Origin of the sequence: Erwinia sp. INIA01, assembly GCF_025947915.1 — a bacterium.
Classification (GTDB): Bacteria; Pseudomonadota; Gammaproteobacteria; order Enterobacterales; family Enterobacteriaceae; genus Erwinia; species Erwinia coffeiphila.
In genome coordinates this window covers 30,359-51,959 of the sequence record NZ_JAPDNC010000020.1, presented here as the reverse complement: position 1 = coordinate 51,959, position 21,601 = coordinate 30,359, and the positions used below count along the sequence as shown (strand labels likewise).

General features: G+C 53.8%; 23 protein-coding genes and 2 tRNA genes. 17 read left to right on the top strand and 8 right to left on the bottom strand.

The window, feature by feature from the left end; genetic code table 11:
* The first annotated feature begins 10 nt into the window (after window positions 1–10).
* Window positions 11–289, top strand: coding sequence for a biofilm development regulator YmgB/AriR family protein (locus OMR58_RS24390; RefSeq protein ID WP_200558633.1), 279 nt, complete (start codon window positions 11–13; stop codon window positions 287–289).
* Between the two features lie 129 nt (window positions 290–418).
* Here OMR58_RS24390 and slyA read toward each other — a convergent pair whose 3' ends face one another.
* Window positions 419–856: a transcriptional regulator SlyA gene (gene slyA / locus OMR58_RS24385; protein WP_200558631.1), complete on the bottom strand. Its 438-nt coding sequence runs from the start codon at window positions 854–856 to the stop codon at window positions 419–421.
* A gap of 151 nt (window positions 857–1,007) precedes the next feature.
* On the opposite strand from slyA, the gene OMR58_RS24380 reads away from it, so the two are divergent.
* From OMR58_RS24380 to OMR58_RS24370, 3 genes are read left to right on the top strand one after another with little or no spacing between them, the layout of a single operon-like run.
* Window positions 1,008–1,247, top strand: coding sequence for a DUF1656 domain-containing protein (locus OMR58_RS24380; RefSeq protein WP_105594949.1), 240 nt, complete (start codon window positions 1,008–1,010; stop codon window positions 1,245–1,247).
* Between the two features lie 4 nt (window positions 1,248–1,251).
* Window positions 1,252–2,109, top strand: a complete 858-nt coding sequence (locus OMR58_RS24375; RefSeq protein WP_200558974.1) for an efflux RND transporter periplasmic adaptor subunit — start codon at window positions 1,252–1,254, stop codon at window positions 2,107–2,109.
* Between the two features lie 7 nt (window positions 2,110–2,116).
* Entirely contained in the window at window positions 2,117–4,120 is a 2,004-nt protein-coding gene (locus OMR58_RS24370; protein ID WP_200558622.1) for an FUSC family protein, read from the top strand.
* A gap of 44 nt (window positions 4,121–4,164) precedes the next feature.
* On the opposite strand, the gene OMR58_RS24365 is transcribed toward OMR58_RS24370, so the two are convergent.
* The 3 genes from OMR58_RS24365 to OMR58_RS24355 are packed head-to-tail and all read right to left on the bottom strand — an operon-like array spanning window position 4,165 to window position 6,300.
* Window positions 4,165–5,061 (bottom strand): aldo/keto reductase, encoded by an 897-nt coding sequence (locus tag OMR58_RS24365; protein WP_264547188.1) that lies wholly within the window; start codon window positions 5,059–5,061, stop codon window positions 4,165–4,167.
* A 43-nt stretch (window positions 5,062–5,104) separates the two neighbouring features.
* Entirely contained in the window at window positions 5,105–5,344 is a 240-nt protein-coding gene (locus OMR58_RS24360) for a DUF1289 domain-containing protein (RefSeq protein WP_200558618.1), read from the bottom strand.
* 47 nt (window positions 5,345–5,391) lie between these two features.
* On the bottom strand, window positions 5,392–6,300 hold the full coding sequence (locus OMR58_RS24355) for a LysR substrate-binding domain-containing protein (RefSeq protein WP_264547187.1): 909 nt from the start codon (window positions 6,298–6,300) through the stop codon (window positions 5,392–5,394).
* A gap of 104 nt (window positions 6,301–6,404) precedes the next feature.
* Here OMR58_RS24355 and OMR58_RS24350 point away from each other — a divergent pair, with 104 nt between their 5' ends.
* From OMR58_RS24350 to rnt, 6 genes are all read left to right on the top strand, one after another.
* Complete coding sequence (locus OMR58_RS24350; RefSeq protein WP_264547186.1) at window positions 6,405–7,049, top strand: NAD(P)-dependent oxidoreductase; 645 nt, start codon at window positions 6,405–6,407, stop codon at window positions 7,047–7,049.
* Window positions 7,050–7,155: 106 nt separating this feature from the next.
* Window positions 7,156–8,793 (top strand): phosphoethanolamine transferase EptA, encoded by a 1,638-nt coding sequence (eptA, locus tag OMR58_RS24345; RefSeq protein ID WP_264547185.1) that lies wholly within the window; start codon window positions 7,156–7,158, stop codon window positions 8,791–8,793.
* Between the two features lie 76 nt (window positions 8,794–8,869).
* Window positions 8,870–9,460: a TetR/AcrR family transcriptional regulator gene (locus tag OMR58_RS24340; RefSeq protein WP_200558973.1), complete on the top strand. Its 591-nt coding sequence runs from the start codon at window positions 8,870–8,872 to the stop codon at window positions 9,458–9,460.
* Between the two features lie 44 nt (window positions 9,461–9,504).
* Window positions 9,505–10,605, top strand: a complete 1,101-nt coding sequence (locus tag OMR58_RS24335) for an alkene reductase (RefSeq protein ID WP_200558612.1) — start codon at window positions 9,505–9,507, stop codon at window positions 10,603–10,605.
* Between the two features lie 143 nt (window positions 10,606–10,748).
* Window positions 10,749–11,156: a lactoylglutathione lyase gene (gene gloA, locus OMR58_RS24330; protein WP_105594958.1), complete on the top strand. Its 408-nt coding sequence runs from the start codon at window positions 10,749–10,751 to the stop codon at window positions 11,154–11,156.
* Between the two features lie 102 nt (window positions 11,157–11,258).
* Entirely contained in the window at window positions 11,259–11,909 is a 651-nt protein-coding gene (gene rnt, locus OMR58_RS24325; RefSeq protein ID WP_105594959.1) for a ribonuclease T, read from the top strand.
* 95 nt (window positions 11,910–12,004) lie between these two features.
* On the opposite strand, the gene OMR58_RS24320 is transcribed toward rnt, so the two are convergent.
* Complete coding sequence (locus tag OMR58_RS24320) at window positions 12,005–12,343, bottom strand: Grx4 family monothiol glutaredoxin (RefSeq protein ID WP_105594960.1); 339 nt, start codon at window positions 12,341–12,343, stop codon at window positions 12,005–12,007.
* A gap of 365 nt (window positions 12,344–12,708) precedes the next feature.
* Between OMR58_RS24320 and OMR58_RS24315 the strand changes: the two genes are divergently transcribed.
* Window positions 12,709–13,572 (top strand): C40 family peptidase, encoded by an 864-nt coding sequence (locus OMR58_RS24315; RefSeq protein ID WP_234471644.1) that lies wholly within the window; start codon window positions 12,709–12,711, stop codon window positions 13,570–13,572.
* 65 nt (window positions 13,573–13,637) lie between these two features.
* On the opposite strand, the gene cydH is transcribed toward OMR58_RS24315, so the two are convergent.
* The gene (cydH, locus tag OMR58_RS24310; RefSeq protein WP_105594962.1) at window positions 13,638–13,727 is read right to left on the bottom strand and encodes a cytochrome bd-I oxidase subunit CydH; all 90 of its coding nucleotides are present in this window, start codon (window positions 13,725–13,727) and stop codon (window positions 13,638–13,640) included.
* A gap of 295 nt (window positions 13,728–14,022) precedes the next feature.
* Here cydH and purR point away from each other — a divergent pair, with 295 nt between their 5' ends.
* On the top strand, window positions 14,023–15,048 hold the full coding sequence (purR, locus tag OMR58_RS24305) for an HTH-type transcriptional repressor PurR (protein WP_105594963.1): 1,026 nt from the start codon (window positions 14,023–14,025) through the stop codon (window positions 15,046–15,048).
* 23 nt (window positions 15,049–15,071) lie between these two features.
* Here purR and punR read toward each other — a convergent pair whose 3' ends face one another.
* Complete coding sequence (gene punR, locus OMR58_RS24300; RefSeq protein ID WP_264547184.1) at window positions 15,072–15,986, bottom strand: DNA-binding transcriptional activator PunR; 915 nt, start codon at window positions 15,984–15,986, stop codon at window positions 15,072–15,074.
* A 111-nt stretch (window positions 15,987–16,097) separates the two neighbouring features.
* On the opposite strand from punR, the gene punC reads away from it, so the two are divergent.
* Window positions 16,098–17,291 (top strand): purine nucleoside transporter PunC, encoded by a 1,194-nt coding sequence (gene punC, locus OMR58_RS24295; RefSeq protein ID WP_264547183.1) that lies wholly within the window; start codon window positions 16,098–16,100, stop codon window positions 17,289–17,291.
* Window positions 17,292–17,619: 328 nt separating this feature from the next.
* Entirely contained in the window at window positions 17,620–18,768 is a 1,149-nt protein-coding gene (cfa, locus tag OMR58_RS24290) for a cyclopropane fatty acyl phospholipid synthase (RefSeq protein ID WP_264547182.1), read from the top strand.
* A 252-nt stretch (window positions 18,769–19,020) separates the two neighbouring features.
* Here the strand turns inward: cfa and OMR58_RS24285 are convergent, their stop codons facing one another.
* Window positions 19,021–19,674 (bottom strand): riboflavin synthase subunit alpha, encoded by a 654-nt coding sequence (locus tag OMR58_RS24285; RefSeq protein ID WP_105594967.1) that lies wholly within the window; start codon window positions 19,672–19,674, stop codon window positions 19,021–19,023.
* A 231-nt stretch (window positions 19,675–19,905) separates the two neighbouring features.
* Between OMR58_RS24285 and OMR58_RS24280 the strand changes: the two genes are divergently transcribed.
* From OMR58_RS24280 to OMR58_RS24270, 3 genes are all read left to right on the top strand, one after another.
* Window positions 19,906–21,279 carry an MATE family efflux transporter gene (locus tag OMR58_RS24280; RefSeq protein ID WP_200558610.1) on the top strand — a complete coding sequence of 458 codons (1,374 nt, stop codon included), beginning with the start codon at window positions 19,906–19,908 and terminating at the stop codon, window positions 21,277–21,279.
* A gap of 149 nt (window positions 21,280–21,428) precedes the next feature.
* Window positions 21,429–21,505 (top strand) — tRNA-Val (locus tag OMR58_RS24275).
* Window positions 21,506–21,525: 20 nt separating this feature from the next.
* Window positions 21,526–21,599: transfer RNA gene (locus OMR58_RS24270), tRNA-Val, on the top strand.
* The last annotated feature ends 2 nt before the right edge of the window (window positions 21,600–21,601 follow it).

Here is a 21,601-nt window from a genome sequence, read left to right as displayed (position 1 = left end):
GGTGTGAACGATGAATCAGATTGCAACTAAAAAACCACAGATTTTTCATGGCGTTTCAGGTACCAGCCTCTCTGAGTACTTTCGTACTTCAGGCGAGGCGCTGGCGGAAGAGTCAGCCCTGCTCGGGCAGGTTATCAGCAGCATTATTGCCACTGACGGGCATCTGACTAATAAGGCGATTATTGCGCGCCTGATTGAAATACTCGAATTAACGGACAATGTTGTCAGCGCTGATGTGGTACGCAAAACGCTGGAGATCGTTTTAGACCATACGGTTGATGATATCTGAGTCAGGCCGCTCGGCTTTTATGAGCATTGCAATCAATGCGATGCTCATCCCACTCACGACTCCACGATGCATCACCCCTGCGTAACGACTTCACGCAGCTTCGCTCCCTGCGGTATATAGCCGACATGTTTACTCAGCTTTACGCTGCAGTTCCACAATGTTCTTTTCCAGCCGGGCAATCAGCGTCACAAGTTTGTCAATCTCGGCCTGAGAGATCCCCACCAGAATGTCATCGCGCGTGGCATCAATCACATCTTCTACCTGAGTGATAATCGGTTCTGCCGCTTCCGTCAGACGGATTCGCTTGGCGCGTCGGTCGTTAGCGCAGGTACTGCGCACTATCAGCCCTTTCTCTTCCAACTGATCCAGAGTACGCACCAGTGAAGGCTGTTCGATGCCGATCGCCTTTGCCAGCTGTATCTGTGACTGCTCGGGAGGCAGCTGATGAATATTGTGCAGCGTCACCCAATGAGTCTGGGTTAGCTCCAGTGGTTTCAATCGTTGATCGATTAGTGCGCGCCAGATGCGCACCAGTCTTGCAAGGTCAGTTCCCAACGGGGTATCCAATTTCCACTCCTTATAATTAGCTTGCTAGCTATCAAGCCTCATTTTAGACTATTCTGCGAGTTTACAGGACAAAATACAAATCGCTCCTTAAAGCGCTTGTATCAGATTTTTAGTCGCCACAGGGCCGACGACGATAAGGATTTACAATGTGATGATGACTCTCTCACTGACAGCGGCCCCATTCACCGACCTGGTTCTTGGTGCTTCGCTCTATTTCCCCCCGCTTTTTAAGGCCGTTCTTTTGGGCTTTTTCCTCTGGTTGATACTTCATCCCCTACTCCGGGACTGGATGTATTCCGGGGAAGTTTGGCACCCAACGCTGCTTGACCTGTCGATTTTTATACTTTGCGTCAGCGCTTCGCTGTGGCTGTGGTTGATGATTTCTGGATGAAATGATGAAACTGAATTCGATTAAGTATTTTTCAACTCTGATTGTGTTCGCTGCGGCGCTGTGTGCTGCATGGTGGTTATGGAACTACTACATGCAGTCTCCCTGGACTCGTGACGGCAAAGTCCGCGCGGAGCTGGTTAACATTACCCCACAGGTTTCGGGGCGCATCATGCATCTGTATGTGAAAGATAATCAGTTCGTCAGTAAAGGCACCAAACTGTTTAGTCTTGACGACGATCCCTATCGCATCGCCGTGACAACGGCCGAATCGCAGCTGGCGAAAGCCCAGTCTGATTTAGTCAAAGCGCAGCATGAGGCCCGCCGTCGGCAGGATCTTCCACGCAACGTTATCTCGGCAGAAGATCTGGATGAGGCAAATCTCGCGGTGAAATCGATGGCCGCCAGCGAGAAAACGGCACAGTCACAGCTCGATCAGGCACGCTGGGAACTGTCGCAAACGAACGTTTATGCTCCCGTCGACGGATGGATAAATAACCTGGTGACCCGGGTAGGCGACTATGCCAGCAGCGGATCACCGCTGTTTGTGCTGGTTGACAGTCATTCGTTTTACGTTATGGGGTATTTCGAAGAGACCAAACTGCGCCATATCCGGCCTGGCGCTAAAGCCAGACTACGCCTGTTCAGCGACGATCGCGAACTCGGCGGCGAGGTAGAGAGCATCGGACGGGCAATCTACGACCAGAGCGTTGAGACCGACAGCGGACTGGTGCCCGATATCAAGCCTAACGTTCCCTGGGTCAGACTGGCACAGCGCGTGCCGGTTCGTATCAGGCTCACCGATCTTCCGGCAGATCTGCCGCTGGTCGCGGGTACCACGGTGACTATATCGTTACAGTACTGAGGTCGCGATGAATCTGAGCTGGCTTGAGTGGCAGCAACTGCCATGGGTTAAAGCAACGAGTGCGCAGTGGCGCTATGCGTTGCGCAACTCAATCGCTATGTGTCTTGCGCTGAGTATTGCTTACGGTCTGCAGCTCGATCAGCCCTACTGGGCAATGACCTCGGCTGCGGTCGTCAGCTTCCCTACGGTGGGCGGCGTGATCAGCAAAAGTCTGGGCCGTATTGTCGGCAGTATGATCGGAGCCTTTGCTGCGCTGCTGATTGCCGGTCATACCCTGAACGAGCCGTGGCTTTTTACCATCACGATTGCCGCCTGGCTGGCTTTTTGCACATGGGTGTCTAATCACTATCAAAACAACGTCGCCTACGCATTTTCACTGTCGGGGTACACTGCGGCGATTATCGCGTTCAGCTGTGTCAACGTCACCGATTCCAGCGAACTGTGGACCATTGCGCAGGCACGCGTATGTGAAGTGATATCCGGTATTCTCTGCGGTGGGCTGATGATGATGGTGCTGCCGAGCACCTCCGACGGCGAAACGTTGATTAACTCGCTTAAGCAAATGCACGCCAGGCTGCTTGAACATGCCACGCTGCTATTGCAGCGTGAAACCACGGACGGTATGCGTCACGCACACGAAAATGTTATCAGCCAGATCCTGACGATGAATCTGCTGCGTATTCAGGCCTTCTGGAGCCACTATCGTTTCCGACGCCAGAACAACGTGTTGAACTATGTGCTCCACCAGCAGTTACGCCTGACCAGCGTCATATCCAGTCTGCGTAGAATGCTGCTGAACTGGCAGGACCCGCCTGAAATTCTGTACAAGGCTACCCAACAACTGCTGGCTGAACTGGCGCTGAAAAACTGTGACAAGTACCGGCTGGCGCAGATCCTGCAAACGGCAGCGCCGCGAGATACATCATGCTACCAGCATCATGCCTACTGGAAGCATTTACGCTATTTTTGCTGGCTGTATCTGAACAATTCTCGCTGGATACGTCAGTTTGAACGTGCCGACAATGATACCCGGCTCTCTCCCCCCGAGGTCCCGGCTCTGGCTCGCCAGGCTGACGGCGCGGAGGCTGGCTGGAATGCAATTCGTACGTTCAGCGTTGTGTTTCTGGGGTGCGGCTACTGGATTGCCACACAATGGGATTCTGGCGCTGCCGGTATTACGCTGGCAGCCATTGGCTGTGTACTCTATTCATCAGCACCGTCTCCAACCGGCAGCACGCTGCTGATGCTTAAGACGCTGATTCTACTGTCCATTTTCAGTTTTGCGATGATGTTTGGGCTGATGGTTCAGATCACCGTACTCTGGCAGTTTCTGATCGTTCTGTTCCCCCTACTGATAACCATGCAGCTGCTTAAACTTCAGCAGAAAAAGCATGCGGCACTGTGGGGTATGCTGATTGTCTTTTTAGGCTCGTTCATCTCTGTGAGCAACCCTCCGGTTTATGACTATCAGAGCTTTATTAACGATAACCTCGCTAAGGTCTGTACCGTTACTTTGGTTTGGATCGCCTTCGGTATTCTGCGTCCCAGCTCCGATAAGCGGCGCAGCCGTCGTCATATTCGAACCCTGCGTCGGGAGTTTCTCGATCAGCTTAGCCGCCGACCGCGGCTGAGCGAGAACAGCTTTGAGTCACAGGTTTATCATCGTATCAATCAGCTAAATAACAGCCGGGATGAAAATGCGCGGCTCTGGCTGCTGCGCTGGGGAATGGTGCTATTGAACTGCGCGCAAATAGCCTGGCAGCTGCGCGAGTGGCAAACGCCCTTTCCGGCGCTGTCTTCGGTGCGGGATTCAGTGCTGCACGATCTGCAAAACATCATCAGCGAACGCGGCGTTCATCATGTTTCGCTCAATGATACGCTGGCAACGTTACAGCAGCGCATTGATATGCTGATAAGGAGCGGCAATGCGCAGGAAAGCGAACTGGCGGGGATCGTCTGGCGTCTTTACTGTTCTCTTTCGCAGCTACAGCCCCGAGAAACAAAGGCCTGAACGGTAGCGATCCGACGCCGATAGCACGTCGGATCATCATTTTCTTAAGGCACGTCGTAGCCCAGTGCGGCCTTCCGAATTCTGAACCACTGCTGGCGGCTTAAAGAGAGGCTGACGGCGGCGGCGGCACTGCGGACCCGCTCAATCTTACCGCTGCCGATAATCGGTAGCGGCCGTGAAGGCAGCGCCAGAATCCAGGCGTAGATGACCTGTTCGATGTTTTCAGCGGCGATTTCCTCGCGCACGCGCTCCAGCTCTTCGCGCAGGGCCTGATACTGTGGGTGAGTGACAATTTCCCCTCGCCCCAGACAGGACCACGCCATCGGCCTGATGCGTATCTGCTGGCACTGATCCAGCGTTCCGTCCAACAGCAGTTCCTGATGGATCGGTGAGATCTCCACCTGATTAGTGGCTAACGTAAACGGCAGGCGCGACTGTAATAATGAGAACTGTGCCGGTGTGAAATTGGATACGCCGAAATGTTTCACTTTGCCGCTCTGATGCAGTTGGATAAATGCTTCAGCAACCTCATCGGCATCCATCAGCGGATCGGGGCGGTGGATGAGCAGCAGATCGAGGTGGTCCGTGTGAAAATGGCGCAGGGAATTCTCCGCGCTCTGGCGGATATGCTGCGCATCGGTACGGTAGTGACCCAGTTTATGCTCCGGGTTGGCGGTGGTGGCAATACCGCACTTGGTGACCAGCTGCAAACGTCCGCGAAGGGACGGCTGAAGCCGCAGCGCCTCGCCAAATGCCGCCTCACACTGACAACCGCCATAAATGTCGGCATGATCGACGGTAGTGATGCCCAGTTCCACATGCTGTTCGATAAACCCGGTGAGCTGTTGGGGCGACATCTGCCACTCCATCAGACGCCAGTAGCCCATCACCATCGGCGAAAATTCAGGTCCCTGCGGGGCGATTTGCACGGCTTGCAGCATAACTCTCTCCATAACGTAATATGCGCCGCTGACGCGGCTCGACTTAAAACAGGGTGGGTTGATCCGGCTCGTCAGCAGTCGAGGCAGACTGTGTTCGCTGCTGCCGCAGATAACGCTGGCGGCAAAGACGCAAGACGTCGCGTTTTTGCGCATCGCTGAAGCTGTTCCAGTTGAACCGCTCTTCCCGGCTGCGCAGGCAGCCACGACAGTAGCCGCGTGCATCTGCCTGACAGATCCCGCGACAGGGACTGGGTACGGGGAAAAACTCTAACTGTTCTGCCACACCGCCTCCTGCTGGATCGTATTGCCTCTATTGAAGTTCGTCGGCAGTTACTGTGCAAGCCCGCTTAACGGAAATTTGGAAAAATATTCGCGCAGCGCCTGCAACGCCTGACGGCTTTTCTCCGGCAGCACTCTCTCCAGAGTCAGCGCGGTTAGTTTGAGTGAAGGTGCCCGCCATTCCGGCAACAGCACCATCAGCTGCCCGCTGTTGAGCTCTGCACGGATTTCGTTCAGCGGCTGCAGCGACAGACCCATTCCGGCCAGCGTGAACTCGCGGATCACCAGCATGCTGTCGCTCTGCACCTGACCTTCGCTAAGCCGCAGGGTTTGCATTTCTTCGCGCGGATGGTGCAGCTCAATCACCCGTTGATAAAGGTGCCCCTGAATCCAGCGGTGCCCTGCCAGCTGCAGCGGCGTTTCGGGCACGCCGTGGCGGGTCAGATAGGCCGGTGCAGCACAAATCACCATCGGCCATTCGACCAGCGGATGGGCAATAATACTGGCATCGCTCAGCTGTCGGCTAAAGCGCAGAGCAATATCGATGCGATGTTCAATCATATCCAACACGTTATCGGTGGCGATGATCCGCAGCCGCAGTCCGGGGTGTTGTAACAGCAGCGGTGACATCGCGCTGCACAGCGGCTGTCCGCCAATCCCCACGGTGGCACTGATGCGCAGTTCACCGGTGAGCGTATCGCGCATCTCGGCCAGACGCCTTTCGGCTTCCTGAGCGTGGTTCAGCATCGCCTCACAACCGGGATAAAAAGCCGCGCCGGCATCGGTCAGCGTCAGTTTGCGCGTGGATCGGTACAGCAACGGTACGCCCACGGCCTGCTCGAGCGCCCGCAGGTGCTGGCTCACGGCCGAGGCCGACATCCCCAGACGCCGGGCGGCAGCAGCCAGAGAGCCTTCGCTAACTACAATAGCAAACACCGCCATTCTGTTGAGTTTTTCCATTATTCGTAAGTTTTACTTCATTATAAAAGTCAAAATATGCCACTTATCAGCTTCACTGTTAAGCTGTAAAGTGCAATCCACACCCGTTAATAAGGAATGACTTCATGAAACTTACCATCATTGGCGCAACCGGATTTGTCGGCCCTGAAATCGTCAAAGAAGCCCTGTCGCGCGGACATCAGGTCATTGCCGTCTCTCGTTCTGCGGATAAACTGGCAGCGCAATCCGGCCTGACCGTTGCACAAGGTGACGTTCACGACGTGCAGTGGCTCAGCGGCGTCCTGAAAGACCAGGATGCGGTTATCAGCGCCTACAATCCTGGCTGGGCGGAAAGCGATCTGTATGAGAAGTTCACCCGTGGAAGCGGCCTTATCCTGCAGGCGGTAAAAGCCAGCGGCGTGAAGCGCCTGCTTGTAGTGGGCGGCGCAGGGAGCCTGGAAGTGGCACCCGGCGTTGAGCTGGTTGATACCGAAGTCTTTCCGGCCAACATCAAGCCCGGTGCGCTGGGCGCTCGTGACCTGCGTAACCGTCTCCAGGCAGAAGAGCAGGCGCTGGACTGGACCTATTTGTCACCCGCCGCGATGCTCGAACCGGGGCCACGTACCGGCACTTTCCGCCTCGGGACCACGTCACTGCTGATGAACGGTGAACATCCGGCTTCGATTAGCGTTGCCGACCTGGCCGTGGCTATTGTCGATGAAATTGAAAATCCGCAGCATATTCGTCAGCAGTTCACCGCCGCATACTGATCCCCCCGGCCTGCCTCAGGCAGGCCAGACGGTTCACATCGCATTTAAGGTTCATCTAAGGTTTCATCGTTATTCTGCACGCAGATAACACTGCGACTGGAATACCATGAAATCTTTTTTAAAGTTACGTTGTAACGATCTTACTTTTAATCTTTGTGCTGCGCTGCTGTTTACTTTTGCCCTTAACGGTGTATTTCTGCTGCGCGCGTGGCAGACCTTTCCTTATGTTGGCCTACAGGACTATTTTTTTTCGGCCTCTATTCCGCTGGTGCTGTTCTGCGCCTTTCTGTTGATCTTTAATCTGTTCGCCCTGCCATGGGTACGTAAGCCACTGTTAACCTTACTTATCCTGTTCAGCGCCGCCGCTAACTACTTTATGTACAGTTTCGGCACGGTGATTGACACCAATATGATCCAGAATGTGTTTGAAACCGACATTCAGGAAGCCACCTCGCTGTTCAGCACGCGTTATCTTATCTGGCTGACACTGCTCGGACTGCTGCCGGTCGCGGTAATGTGGCGGGTTAAGATTGAATCTTCACGCCCATGGTGGGCATCGATCATCTGGCGTTCGGTCAGTTCGCTAGCGGCTATCCTGCTGATTCTGATGATGGCGGCGCTCTTCTATAAAGACTACGCGTCGATGGTGCGCAACAATAAAGGCCTGGTGAAGATGATTACTCCGGCTAACGTTGCCAGCGGTATTGGTCACTACACGCACGATCGCTGGTTTGCCGGCAGTCAGCAGCTGGTAAAAATCGGTCTTGATGCCCGTAAAGGTCCGATCATTAGCGCAGAAAAGAAAAAGACGCTGGTGGTATTCGTGCTGGGTGAAACGGCCCGAGCGGAGAATTTCTCTCTGGGCGGTTATCCAAGGGAAACGAATCCTAAACTGAAAGGCGATAACGTTATCTATTATAAGAACGCCACTTCCTGTGGAACTGAAACGGCGATTTCCGTTCCGTGCATGTTCTCCAATATGCCTCGCACACAATATGATGCCGGGCTTGCTCGTCATCAGGAAGGGCTGTTGGATATCATGGCGCATGCCGGTGTTAACGTACTGTGGCGTGAAAACGACGGCGGCTGTAAAGGTGCCTGCGATCGCGTACCGCATACGGATATGACCAAATGGCAGGTTAATGAACTGTGCAAAAGCGACTTCTGCCTGGATGATGTGCTGCTGCACCGCCTGAACAACTATATCGACAGCATTAAGGATGATTCGATTATCGTGCTGCACCAGATGGGCAGCCACGGTCCGGCCTACTACCAGCGCTATCCTGCTGCAATGCGTCAGTTCACACCGACCTGCGACAGTAATCAGATCCAGGATTGCGATCGTCAGGCGCTGATCAACACCTATGACAACAGCATTTTGTATACTGATTCGATGCTCGACAGCACCATCACGCTGCTGAAAAGTTACAGCAGTAAATTTAACGTCGCGATGGTCTATCTCTCCGATCATGGTGAATCACTGGGCGAACGCGGGATGTATCTGCACGGCGCACCGTATCTGTTCGCACCTGAGCAGCAAACGCATATTCCGTTCCTGCTGTGGCTGTCACCGGATTATGAAAGCGCGTTTAGCATCAATTCATCCTGTCTGCAGCAACAGGCAGAAAGCCAGCCGGTGTCGCAGGATAATATCTTCCATACGCTGCTCGGCATGCTCAACATACAAACGAATGAGTATCAGCAAAATCTGGATATGCTCCAGGGCTGTCGTAAAAGCGCTTGAGGAAAATGCCAGGCGGATCGTGCCCCACCCATCAGCGCAGGTTGAAATCGACCATTCGGTCGGGTACTCTGCTGCGATGAATAAAACGACCCGATTTGATACGCGCGAACATATCCTCAATACCGGTGAGCAGCTCTGCGTGCAGAGCGGCTTTAACGGCACGGGGCTGATCGAGCTGCTAAAAAAAGCTGAAGTGCCAAAAGGGTCGTTTTACTACTATTTCCCCTCCAAAGAAGCGTTTGGAGTGGCAATGCTGGAGCGCTACTTCGCTCGATATGTGCAGAACCTGAGCGCGTTCCTTGCGGAACATCAGGGCGATGCGCGTCAGCGGGTGCTGGAATATTATCAGCAGTCGTGCAGCTGGTGGCAGGAACATCAGTTTGCTGGTTGCCTTTCCGTTAAGCTCTCCGCTGAGGTTTGCGACCTGTCGGAAGAGATGCGCAACGCGCTGGCGGCGGGTTCAGCGGCTTTGATTGGTGAACTGACCTCCGCGCTGGAAAAGGCGCAGCAGCAGGAAAAACTGTCACCTGCCGTCTCCGCCTCCTCCACGGCAGAAACGCTTTATATGCTGTGGCTTGGCGCAAGCCTGCAGTGCAAAATTCGCCGCGACAGTGCGCCTTTACAGATTGCCGTGCAGCAAATGACACGTATTCTTCAGGCGATTTAAAAAAAAACGCCCTTACTAGTCGACCGGTCTACCAGGAGTAAGTTATGGCTTTGAATAAACTGTTTACCCCATTAAAAACCGGCGCGATCACCGTGCCAAACCGCATTTTTATGGCCCCGTTAACCCGCCTGCGTAGCATTGAGCCAGGCGATATCCCCACGCCGCTGATGGGCGAGTATTACCGCCAGCGTGCGTCCTCTGGATTAATTATTACCGAAGCCACTCAAATTACTTTCCAGGCGAAAGGCTACGCCGGTGCGCCGGGGCTGCACAGTCCGGAACAGATTGCCGCATGGAAGGCGATTAACCAGGGTATCCACCAGGATGGCGGTCACAGCGCGGTTCAGCTGTGGCATACCGGGCGTATATCGCACAACAGCCTGCAACCTGAAGGCGCAGCACCCGTATCCGCCTCGGCGATTAATGCCGAAACCCGCACCTCGCTGCGCGATGCTGAAGGTAAACCGCTGCGTGAAGCAACATCTACCCCACGCGCGCTAAGCACTGCCGAGGTTGCCGGCATCGTTGCCGACTTCCGCCAGGCGGTGATTAACGCGCGCGAAGCGGATTTCGATCTGGTTGAGCTGCACTCCGCGCACGGCTACCTGATTCATCAGTTCCTCTCCCCGGCATCTAACCAGCGCGAGGACCAGTATGGCGGCAGTATTGAAAATCGCACCCGTTTCGCACTGGAAGTGGTTGATGCCGCCATCGACGGCTGGAGCGCCGATCGTATCGGTATCCGTATTTCACCACTCGGCCCGTTTAACGGCCTGGATAACGGCGAAGATCAGGAAGAAGCGGCGCTGTATTACATTGCCGAACTGGCAAAACGCAACCTGGCCTATCTGCATATTTCAGAACCGGACTGGGCCGGCGGCAAACCGTATACCGAAAGCTTCCGTCAGGCGATTCGCGCCGTGTATCCCGGCGTGATCGTCGGTGCGGGCGGTTACAGTGCTGAAAAAGCAGAAGACCTGATCGAACGCGGGCTGATTGATGCAGTTGCCTTTGGCCGCAGCTATATTTCTAACCCGGACCTGGTCGAGCGCCTGCAGGCTGGCGCGCCGTTCAACGAACCGCGTCCGGAAACGTTCTACGGCGGCGGCGCAGAAGGCTATACGGATTATCCTGTCTTAGGATAATTGCGCTAAGTTAAGCGGCACATTTGTGATATAATAGATTGTTTTAATAGCGATAATTGCTACGACACTCGCAGTCGTAACGATTATCGCTATACTGTTTTTCTAACGTCATCCGCCGATGACGCCAAAAAAAAGAGGATGTTATGCGTTTACTTCACACCATGCTGCGCGTTGGCGACCTGCAACGTTCTATCGATTTCTACACCAAAGTGCTGGGCATGCGTCTGCTGCGTACCAGTGAAAATACCGAATATAAGTACACCCTCGCCTTCGTTGGCTACACCGAAGAGAGCGAAGGTGCCGTTATCGAACTGACCTACAACTGGGGCGTGGACAGCTACGATCTCGGTAACGCCTATGGCCATATCGCGCTGGGCGTGGATGATGTTGCCGCAACCTGCGATCGCATTCGCAACGACGGCGGTAACGTCACCCGCGAAGCCGGCCCGGTTAAAGGCGGCACCACGATCATCGCCTTTGTTGAAGATCCGGATGGCTACAAGATTGAACTGATTGAGAATAAACACGCCGGTCACGGCCTGGGCAATTAAGTTCCTCTGAGGGCCTGCGGGCCCTCCTTCTCACCTGCCTGCTGCATCACGTAGCAAAGTTTGCCATAATACGCCCTGCCTTTTTGCGCCAATGAGAAGCTGATGTCTGAATTAAATGAACTGAATACTCTGAGCAGCCGCTTTCGCGGTTTCTATCCGGTAGTGATCGATGTGGAAACTGCGGGATTTGATGCCAAAACGAACGCACTGCTGGAAATCGCCGCCGTCACCTTAAAAATGAATGAAGATGGCTGGCTGGAGAAAGATGAAACCCTGCATTTTCACGTAGAGCCTTTTGTCGGTTCAGTTTTACAGCCGGAAGCGCTGGCCTTTAACGGCATCGATCCCAGCAACCCCCTGCGCGGTGCCGTCAGCGAATATGAAGCGCTGCACGCCATCTTTAAGCTGGTTCGTAAAGGGATTAAGGATACCGGCTGCAGCAGAGCGATTATGGTGGCGCACAACGCCACATTCGATCTGAACTTTATGAATGCGGCGGCGGAACGTGCCAGCCTGAAGCGCAATCCCTTCCATCCCTTTGTGACCTTTGATACCGCCGCGCTCAGTGGACTGGTTGTTGGGCAGACCGTACTGGCTAAAGCCTGCATCGCGGCCGGAATCACCTTTGACAGTAGCCAGGCGCACTCCGCGCTGTACGACACTACACAGACGGCAGATTTATTCTGTGAGCTGGTCAACCGCTGGAAGCGTCTGGGCGGCTGGCCACTGGCCGTGCCGGAAGCGGAGTCCTGAGCCGTATTAACTCTGCGGCGTGCATTAACCACCGCGCTGACAATATAAAGACGAAAAAAAACCCTGCTTAGCAGGGTTTTTTTATTGCCACCGGCTTATTCAGCAGCGGGGGCTGGGTACTTCTGCGCAGTCTCTTTGATCAGCTGCTGCAGTTCACCGCGCTGGAACATTTCGATAATGATATCGCAGCCACCGACCAGCTCGCCGTCAACCCACAGCTGTGGGAAGGTTGGCCAGTTAGCGTAACGCGGCAGTTCAGCACGAATATCCGGGTTCTGCAGGATATCAACGTAGGCAAAACGTTCGCCGCAGGCAGAAAGAGCCTGAACGGCCTGTGCGGAGAATCCGCAGCTTGGCAGCTTTGGAGAACCTTTCATATACAGCAGGATTGGGTTTTCTGCGATCTGGCGCTGAATTTTTTCAACAGTACTCATAAATGACTTCCTCAGTACGATACTTCGTGTTTAGTTATTGTAGCGATTCTGCTCCGCCGTTGAAAACGACATTTTATGCAGCCCTGATGAACAGAACGCAACAAAATGCAAAATTATGAAAACAAAATAACATTTTCCTATCATCGTTGCAGCGTTTCTCGATGTTGGATTACTTTTTTTTGTTGAGTTAAGCAGCTGATTGCGTTCAATAATTCACCATTTACTTAATCTGTCTTATTGAAACAAAAAACACCTTACCTTTTGTTAAGAAGTTAGATTAGAATTGCCCTAACCCCTGCAAATTGCAGAATTCTTTTTCGATTGCCATGCAGTCATTACACTGAGTTTAACTGTTAATGGGAACGTTGCGTTTAATCATCACGCTTAGCATGCTGGCCTTTGCCCAGCTGTTCTTTAATATGGCGCATGCATCGCCTCATGCTCCCGTTAACGCAAATCAGCATAAAGTTGACCACAACTCTGCGCGTGAGGATGAACGCCGCAAGCGTCGGCCGGTTAAAGCGGCTGCCACGAAAAAAGTCAAAGAACCCCTCATTAAAAAAACCAAAGAGCCTGCGCTTAAGAAAACCAAAGTTTCTGCTACCCAGAAGGCAAAGCTGAAAAAGAGCCAGGAAGCGACGGCCTCACGCGAAGTAAAAACCACCCACATCGGTAAGATGGAGAAAAAACGCTACGGCCGCGAGCGTCTCGCCTCTTTACAGACCAAAAAAGGCAAGAAAGGCCCGCTGCGTGCTATCGAGCGCGATGAGGCTGAATCCCCTGAATCACCGCTGAAGTTGAGCAAAGCGCACCGCGCGCGCTATCAGAAAGCGCGTGAAACGGCGATGAACAAACTGATGGGCCAGTTGGGTAAACCCTACCAGTGGGGAGGCGCATCACCGTCAACCGGTTTCGACTGTAGCGGACTGGTGTGGTATGCCTATAAGGACCTGGTGAAGTTTAAGATCCCGCGTACGGCAAATGAGATGTATCACCTGCGCGATGCTGCGCCGATCAAACGCGATAAACTGGAGAAAGGCGACCTGGTGTTCTTCCGCATCAACGGACGCGGTACCGCCGATCACGTTGGCGTATATCTTGGTGGTGGAAAATTCATTCAGTCACCGAGAACCGGCAAAGACATTCAGGTAAGCGCGCTGGGCGATGATTACTGGCAGGAGCACTATATTGGTGCCCGTCGAATGATGACGCCAAAAACAATTCGCTGATTGCGCAACGCGGTAAGCGATTGCTGAATTGCTAATCGGGAGGAGCCATGCTCCTCCCGATTTTTTTAGTGCAGAATAGCCGTAAAGCTAAATGCAATAATCATCAGTAGCGCACCCACCGTGGTCAGCAGTGAGAATTTCAGATCGGTACTCATCGTCTCTCCTTAATAACCCTGCAAAATGTATGCACAAAGATTTTCCCACAGTTCCCCGTAAAAATCTCGTTTTCTCTGCGCAGCCTTGTTAGAATTCCTCTTTTCCGTTGCGCAACAGTAGCGGATAACGGTTTTTGCCAGCTCTGCAGTCACTCTACGGACGATTTTTTCCCCTTTCCGACCCGTTGCGACAGCATCCAAACCACTTTGGTCTGGTGGGAAAAGGCTGCACCCAGGCAAACGTTTAACCAACCTGTTATCAAATAGTTACGATAACACCAGGAGCATAAGTTTAATGGCAACAATTAAGGATGTGGCAAAGCGAGCCGGGGTGTCTACAACCACGGTTTCCCACGTAATTAATAAAACGCGCTTTGTAGCCGAAGAGACCCGTGAAGCGGTGTGGGCAGCAATTAAGGAATTGCACTATTCCCCCAGCGCCGTGGCACGCAGTCTGAAGGTCAACCACACCAAAACCATCGGCCTGCTCGCCACCTCCAGCGAAGCGCCCTATTTTGCCGAAATTATTGAAGCCGTGGAAAACCGCTGCTTTGCCAAAGGCTATACCCTGATCCTTGGGAATGCACATAACGACCTGAACAAACAGCAGGCTTATCTGTCGATGATGGCGCAGAAGCGCGTCGACGGGCTGCTGGTGATGTGCTCTGAGTACCCGGATTCATTAATCTCGATGCTGGAAGACCACCGCAATATCCCGATGGTGGTCATGGACTGGGGTGAATCGCGCGGAGATTTCACCGATACCGTGCTGGATAACGCCTTTGAAGGCGGCTATCTGGCCGGGCGTTATCTGATTGAGCGTGGGCATCGTGATATCGGTGCCATCCCGGGACAGCTGGAGCGTAACACCGGCGGCGGTCGCCATGCGGGGTTCCTCAAGGCGCTGAACGAAGCCGGGATTACACTGCGTGAAGAGTGGCTGGTTCAGGGCGACTTTGAACCTGAATCCGGCTATCGGGCCATGCAGCAGATTCTGGGGCAGAAACAGCGCCCGACCGCCATCTTCTGCGGCGGCGACGTCATGGCGATGGGTGCAATTTGCGCCGCGGACGAGATGGGCCTGCGCGTTCCACAGGATATTTCAGTGATCGGCTATGATAACGTGCGCAACGCACGCTATTTCACACCGGCGCTGACCACGGTGCACCAGCCGAAAGAGCGGCTGGGAGAAACCGCGTTCGATATGCTGCTCGATCGCATCACCAGCAAGCGTGAAGAACCGCAGACCATTGAAGTTCATCCGTCACTGATTGAACGCCGCTCCGTGGCCGATGGTCCGTTCCGCGACTATCGCCGCTAATCCCTTGCTCGTTTACCGTTCGCTCAGGCGGACGGTTCACTCAGCCATTCAGCATTCAGCGTATCGCTGTCGCCAACATAATCCAGCAGCCAGCGCAGCGCCGGTGATGCACTCTGTTCCGACCAACTCAAGCAGCATGGGCTGATCGGGAACGGGTTTGCCAGCGTCAGTTCCGCAATTCCCCCTTCAGCAATCCAACCCTGGGCAAAGTGCCCCGGGATCATGCCGACGCACAGTCCGGCGCGCAGGCAGTCTAACGCGCTGTCCCAGTCCGGGACCACCAGCCGCCGCTGATTATCCAGCGTCCAGGTGTTACGCTTCGGCAACGCGCGCGAGGTGTCCTCCAGCGTCAGAGATGGCCATTCCCGCAGCAGATCGTCGCTAAGCGGTCCCGTCTGTTGCAATAAGGGATGATCCGCCTGCACGACACAGCGCCAGTTAAGGCTGCCCATATCGCGAAAGGCGAAGCGCCCGCCCACCGGCACCGCCTGCGTAGCCCCGATAGCCGCATCAACGCGGCCATCCGCCAGCGCATCCCATACGCCGTTAAACACTTCGGGGAAGATATGCAGTTCCATATCGGGGAAGTGACGGTAGAAATCGACGATAAGCTGACGGGTACGCTGCGGCCTGACGATGCGGTCAACGGCGATATTAATCTGACCGCGCCAGCCGTTAGCCACCTGCTGACAGCGGCGTCGTGTGGCAAGCATTTTTTTGATAACAAAACGCCCTTCTTCGCTGAACACCCGTCCCGCTTCTGTCAGTACCACATCGCGATGGCGGCGCTCAAACAGGCTGACGGCCAGCCACTGCTCCAGCTGGCGTACGGTATAGCTCACCGCAGAAGGCACGCGGTGAAGCTCAGCCGCTGCGGCGGTAAAACTGCCGGTTCTGGCAACGGCTTCAATCACTTCCAGAGAATGTTCTGACCACATCGCTTTGCCTGCAAATTTTTTCAACGGAACTGACGAATATTAGCGTTTCACAAGCGTAAGTGCATCCCTTTACACTCCCTGCGATAAAAAACTGCCCTGTACGAGTAAAATATGCCTTCAAAATTCTTTATCGTTTATCTGGCCATGCTGAGCATGCTGGGTTTCCTTGCTACCGATATGTACCTGCCCGCTTTTGGTGAGATGCAGCAGGATCTTGCCACCGGTTCTGGCGTTATCAGCGCCAGCCTGAGCATCTTCCTTGCCGGCTTTGCCTGCGCACAGCTGATTTGGGGATCACTGTCCGACCGCCTTGGCCGCAAGCCCGTGCTGCTGGTGGGGCTGGGAATGTTCGCCATCGGCTGTGCTGCCATGATGTGGGTGCATTCCGCCCCATGGCTGCTGTTTTTCCGTTTCATGCAGGCTGTGGGTGTGTGTGCCGCCGCCGTAAGCTGGCAGGCCCTGGTTGTCGATCGCTACAGCGCCGAGCAGGCAAAACGCGTATTCGCCACCATTATGCCGCTGGTTGCGCTTTCACCGGCGCTGGCACCGCTGATGGGGGCCTGGCTGCTGGAGCATTTTTCCTGGCGGGCAATCTTTGTTGCGCTGCTGTTGATTAGCGTGATCTTGCTGATCCCCACACTGCGCCTGTCCGGCCGTGCATCCGCAGAGAAAGCGGCAGCTAAGGGCCCGGCACCTGGTTTCCTGACGCTGTTGAAATCCCCGGTATACAGCGGTAACGTGCTGGTGTTTGCCGCCTGTTCCGCCAGCTTCTTTGCCTGGCTGACCGGCTCACCGTTTATCCTCGGTAATCTGGGCCTGTCTCCTGCCGATATCGGTCTGAGCTATGTGCCGCAGACTATTGCCTTTCTGATTGGTGGCTTTGGCTGTCGCGCACTGCTAAATCGTTTCTCCGGCGGGCAGCTGCTGCCGTGGATGCTGCTGTGCTTTAGCCTGGGGGTTATCGCGCTGTTTATCGCCGCGCAGCAGCAGGCGCCATCTTTGTACAGTCTGCTCACGCCGTTCTGCGTCATGTCGATGGCCAGTGGTGCAATTTATCCGGTGGTGGTGTCCAGCGCCCTGCTGCCGTTCCCACAGGCAACGGGGAAAGCCGCCGCATTGCAAAATATGCTGCAGCTTGGACTGTGCTTTATCGCCAGTCTTGCCGTTTCAACCTGGATTGAATCACCGCTAGAAACCACTGTGCGTGTCATGTTACTGACCATTTTACTGGCTACAATTGGCTATCTGATGCAGCGCAAAGCCGCGAGAAAAATGGCTCTGCAAGCGATGGAAAATGCAGGGTGATATGCTGTAAAATCACTTGGTTAGCAAGCTAACAATAATGCATTGAATATTGTCTGACGGGAGCATATACTCGTCAGGCACTATAAAATAACAAGTTACCAACATTTAAATCCGGAGATCGCTTTGGCGGTGTTCGGTGTTTTTTTACTGACAAGGCTGTCATACCGTTCTGTTATGTTACGTCTGTTTCAGCCTCTGCCGGTTATAATTCAGTCCTCTGTTAACGTCGGATATCAGACTGCGGCTCTGCCGTGAGTTTTCTCATAAATCTGTAGAAATTGACTATCCTTTTCTCAGGTTTCAATCACACAGGGTGATGGAGAAGCTAATGAGTTCATCGTGTATAGAAGAAGTGAGCCTGGAAGACAACCAGTGGTACCGAATTGTCCAGGAGATGTTGCGCAAGGCTGACATAGAAATAAACGGTTCCCGTCCATGGGATATCCGAATCAGTAATCCCAACTTTTTTAAACGCGTGCTGCAGGAAGGCTCGCTGGGGTTGGGTGAAAGTTATATGGACGGCTGGTGGCAGTGCGATCGGCTGGATACTTTTTTCCAGCGTGTGCTGCTGGCAAGACTCGATCAACAACTCCCCCACCATTTTAAAGACACGCTTCGTGTTGCCGCCGCTCGCCTGACCAACCTCCAGTCGCGAAAAAGGGCCTGGATTGTCGGTAAAGAGCACTATGATTTAGGTAACGATCTGTTTTCGCTGATGCTTGATCCGTATATGCAGTATTCCTGCGGTTACTGGAAAGAAGCAGAGACGCTGGAACAGGCGCAGGAAGCGAAGCTAAAAATGATCTGCGAGAAGCTTGAGCTGGCCCCCGGCATGTCGCTGCTGGATATTGGCTGCGGCTGGGGCGGACTGGCGGAATATGCCGCTCGTCATTACGGCGTCAGCGTGTTTGGGGTTACCATTTCTGCCGAACAGCAAAAAATGGCTCAGCAGCGTTGTGAAGGGTTGGATGTGACAATCCTTTTGCAGGATTATCGCGATCTGAACCAGCAGTTCGACCGCATTGTTTCAGTGGGTATGTTTGAGCACGTTGGGCCTAAAAATTACGCGACCTATTTCTCCGTGGTCGATCGTAATTTAAAACCTGATGGTATTTTCCTGCTGCATACCATCGGGGCAAATAAAACCGATGAGAATGTTGATCCCTGGATCAACAAATATATATTCCCCAATGGCTGTCTGCCGTCGGTAAGGCATATTGCCAATGCCAGCGAACCGCATTTTGTGATGGAGGACTGGCACAATATCGGCGCAGATTACGATCTGACGCTAATGGCCTGGTACCACCGTTTCCTCGCGGCGTGGCCGCAGATTGCGGATAACTATGGGGAACGGTTTAAGCGTATGTTTAGCTACTATCTTAACGCCTGTGCAGGAGCCTTCCGCGCACGTGATATTCAACTGTGGCAGGTTGTCTTCACTCATGGGGCTGATGGTGGACTGCGCGTGGCGCGGTGATATCGCTATAGCAGAAAAAGACAGCCAATAATGGGGAGCATTACAGGCTGTCTTTGCACTGTACGGCATTGAAATAATACGTAAGCCGCTATCATTATCAGATAGCGGCTTTTTTATCGTCAGAAAAACGAGGCCTCTGATGCTGCACGCAAAGAAGTATCCCCTGCGCAAATACGCTCTGGCTGGAACCAGACGCTGCTTATTTAAAAACGTAGCAACAGCGTGATGCGATCGCTGACGGACCGGCTGAATTTACTCAGCGGATTCTTCAGCCGCGGCTGCTGCCAGCAGTGCAGCTTCGCGCTGTGCCAGCACGCGCTCAACCGTTTCAACAATCGCCTGCGTGTGCGGATCGATCTCAATATTCACCCGATGACCCAGACGTTTCGCGCCCAGCGTGGTGCGCGCCAGCGTTTCAGGAATAAGGTGAACGCAGAAGCGGGTTTTGGTGACTTCACCTACCGTCAGGCTAATACCGTCAATGCCAACAAAGCCCTTATGCAAAATGTATTTCATCTGGCTGGCGTCCTGCACCTTAAACCAGATTTCCCGGTTATTTTCCGAAGTAATAATTTTGCTGATTTCTGCCGTGGTCATAATATGACCTGACATCAGATGACCGCCGATTTCATCGCTGAATTTGGCTGCGCGCTCAACGTTTACCGTATCCCCTTCTTTCAGATCGCCCAGGTTGGTAATACGCAGCGTTTCTTTAACCAGATCGAAACTTACGCGATCGCCGTTGACTTCCGTCACCGTCAGGCAGCAGCCGTTATGGGAAACCGATGCACCCAGTTCCAGTCCGGGCAGCAGAGCTTCCGGCATTTTTATGATATGGGTGCGAAAATTGGGTTTCTCTTCAATTGCCAGCACTTCAGCAGTGCCCTGCACAATTCCGGTAAACATAGCTATGCCTCTATTAATGTGTTGTCGCTGGCACTAGTTTGCCCTGGCAGCCACTTAAAGCCAACTTAACTGAGAACCGTTTGCGTGACATGAAGAGCTATTCTTACGGCAGCTTATTGGCTAATTCGTCTACGGACACTACACTAAGCGGCCTGCTATGCTGTGGCAATGAGCAAACGCCGTGTATTCCCCAGCTAAAACCCCTCCACAATTAAAATAAAGGTGTATTACGTGCAGAAGTACCTCACAGAGGCGCGTCAGTTATTAATGCTGGCAATTCCCGTGATCCTTGCGCAGGTTGCGCAAACGTCCATGGGTTTTGTCGATACAGTGATGGCCGGTGCCGTTAGCGCCACGGATATGGCCGCCGTTGCAGTGGGAACCTCAATCTGGTTGCCTACCATTCTTTTTGGCCACGGCCTGATTCTGGCCTTAACGCCGGTGGTGGCGCAGCTCAACGGCTCAGGCCGACGCGATCGCATTGCCTGGCAGGTTCGCCAGGGTTACTGGCTGGCGGGTTTCTCATCGCTCATTATTATGGTGGTGCTCTACAATGCGGGCTATCTGATTGGCGCGATGCATAATGTCGATCCGGAACTGTCAGCCAAGGCACTCGGCTATCTGCACGCTTTGCTATGGGGTGCGCCAGGATATTTGTTCTTCCAGGTCGCACGTAATCAGTGTGAAGGGCTGTCGAAAACCAAACCCGGCATGGTGATGGGTTTTATCGGTCTACTGGTTAATATTCCGGTTAACTACATTTTTATTTATGGACATTTCGGCATGCCGGCCCTCGGCGGCGTTGGCTGCGGCGTGGCGACGGCCTCGGTCTACTGGGTGATGTTTATTGCCATGAAGTTCTGGGTGAACCGTGCCGCCTTTATGCACGATATTCGTCTGGAAAGTTCATTTTCCCCACCTGACTGGAAAGTGCTGCGCCGCCTTGTTGGCCTTGGACTGCCGGTTGCGCTGGCTCTGTTCTTTGAAGTCACGCTGTTCGCCGTGGTAGCCCTGCTGGTTTCACCGATGGGGATCGTCAAGGTCGCCGGTCATCAGATTGCGCTGAACTTCAGTTCGCTGATGTTTGTTATCCCGCTGTCGCTGGGCGTAGCCACGACCATTCGCGTCGGTTTCCGCCTCGGCCAGGGTTCAACCGAGCAGGCACGCGTGGCGGCCTGGACCGCGCAGGGTGTGGGCGTTTGCATGGCCTGCCTGACCGCGCTGTTCACGGTCACTTTCCGCCACGAAATAGCCCTGTTGTATAACGACAATCCCGAGGTTGTGACTCTGGCAGCACAGTTGATGCTGCTGGCGGCAGTGTATCAGTTCTCGGATTCTATCCAGGTGATTGGCAGCGGTATTTTGCGCGGCTATAAAGATACCCGCGCCATCTTCTTTATCACCTTTATTGCCTACTGGGTGCTCGGCCTGCCCAGCGGCTACGTGCTGGCGATGACCGACTGGGTTGTGGCACCGATGGGCCCGGCGGGCTTCTGGAGCGGTTTTATTATTGGGCTAACCAGTTCGGCGATAATGATGATTTGGCGAATTATCCGCCTGCAGCGGCAGCCATCGGAACGTATTCTGGCGCGCGCAGCACACTAATTTTTCGGTAGATTTCACTGAAATATGATTAAAATTGCTGCGCTTCGCACAGATGCGCAGCAATCAGGTAGAAAAAAGCTTTTTTCTCCTTGCCAGGCGTACAGGCTGCCGTTAATATTCGTCCCCGCTGTCACCCAGATAGCAACAGTGCGTCCGTAGCTCAGTTGGTTAGAGCACCACCTTGACATGGTGGGGGTCGGTGGTTCGAGTCCACTCGGACGCACCAAATCTCTGAAGTAACAATTTGCGTCCGTAGCTCAGTTGGTTAGAGCACCACCTTGACATGGTGGGGGTCGGTGGTTCGAGTCCACTCGGACGCACC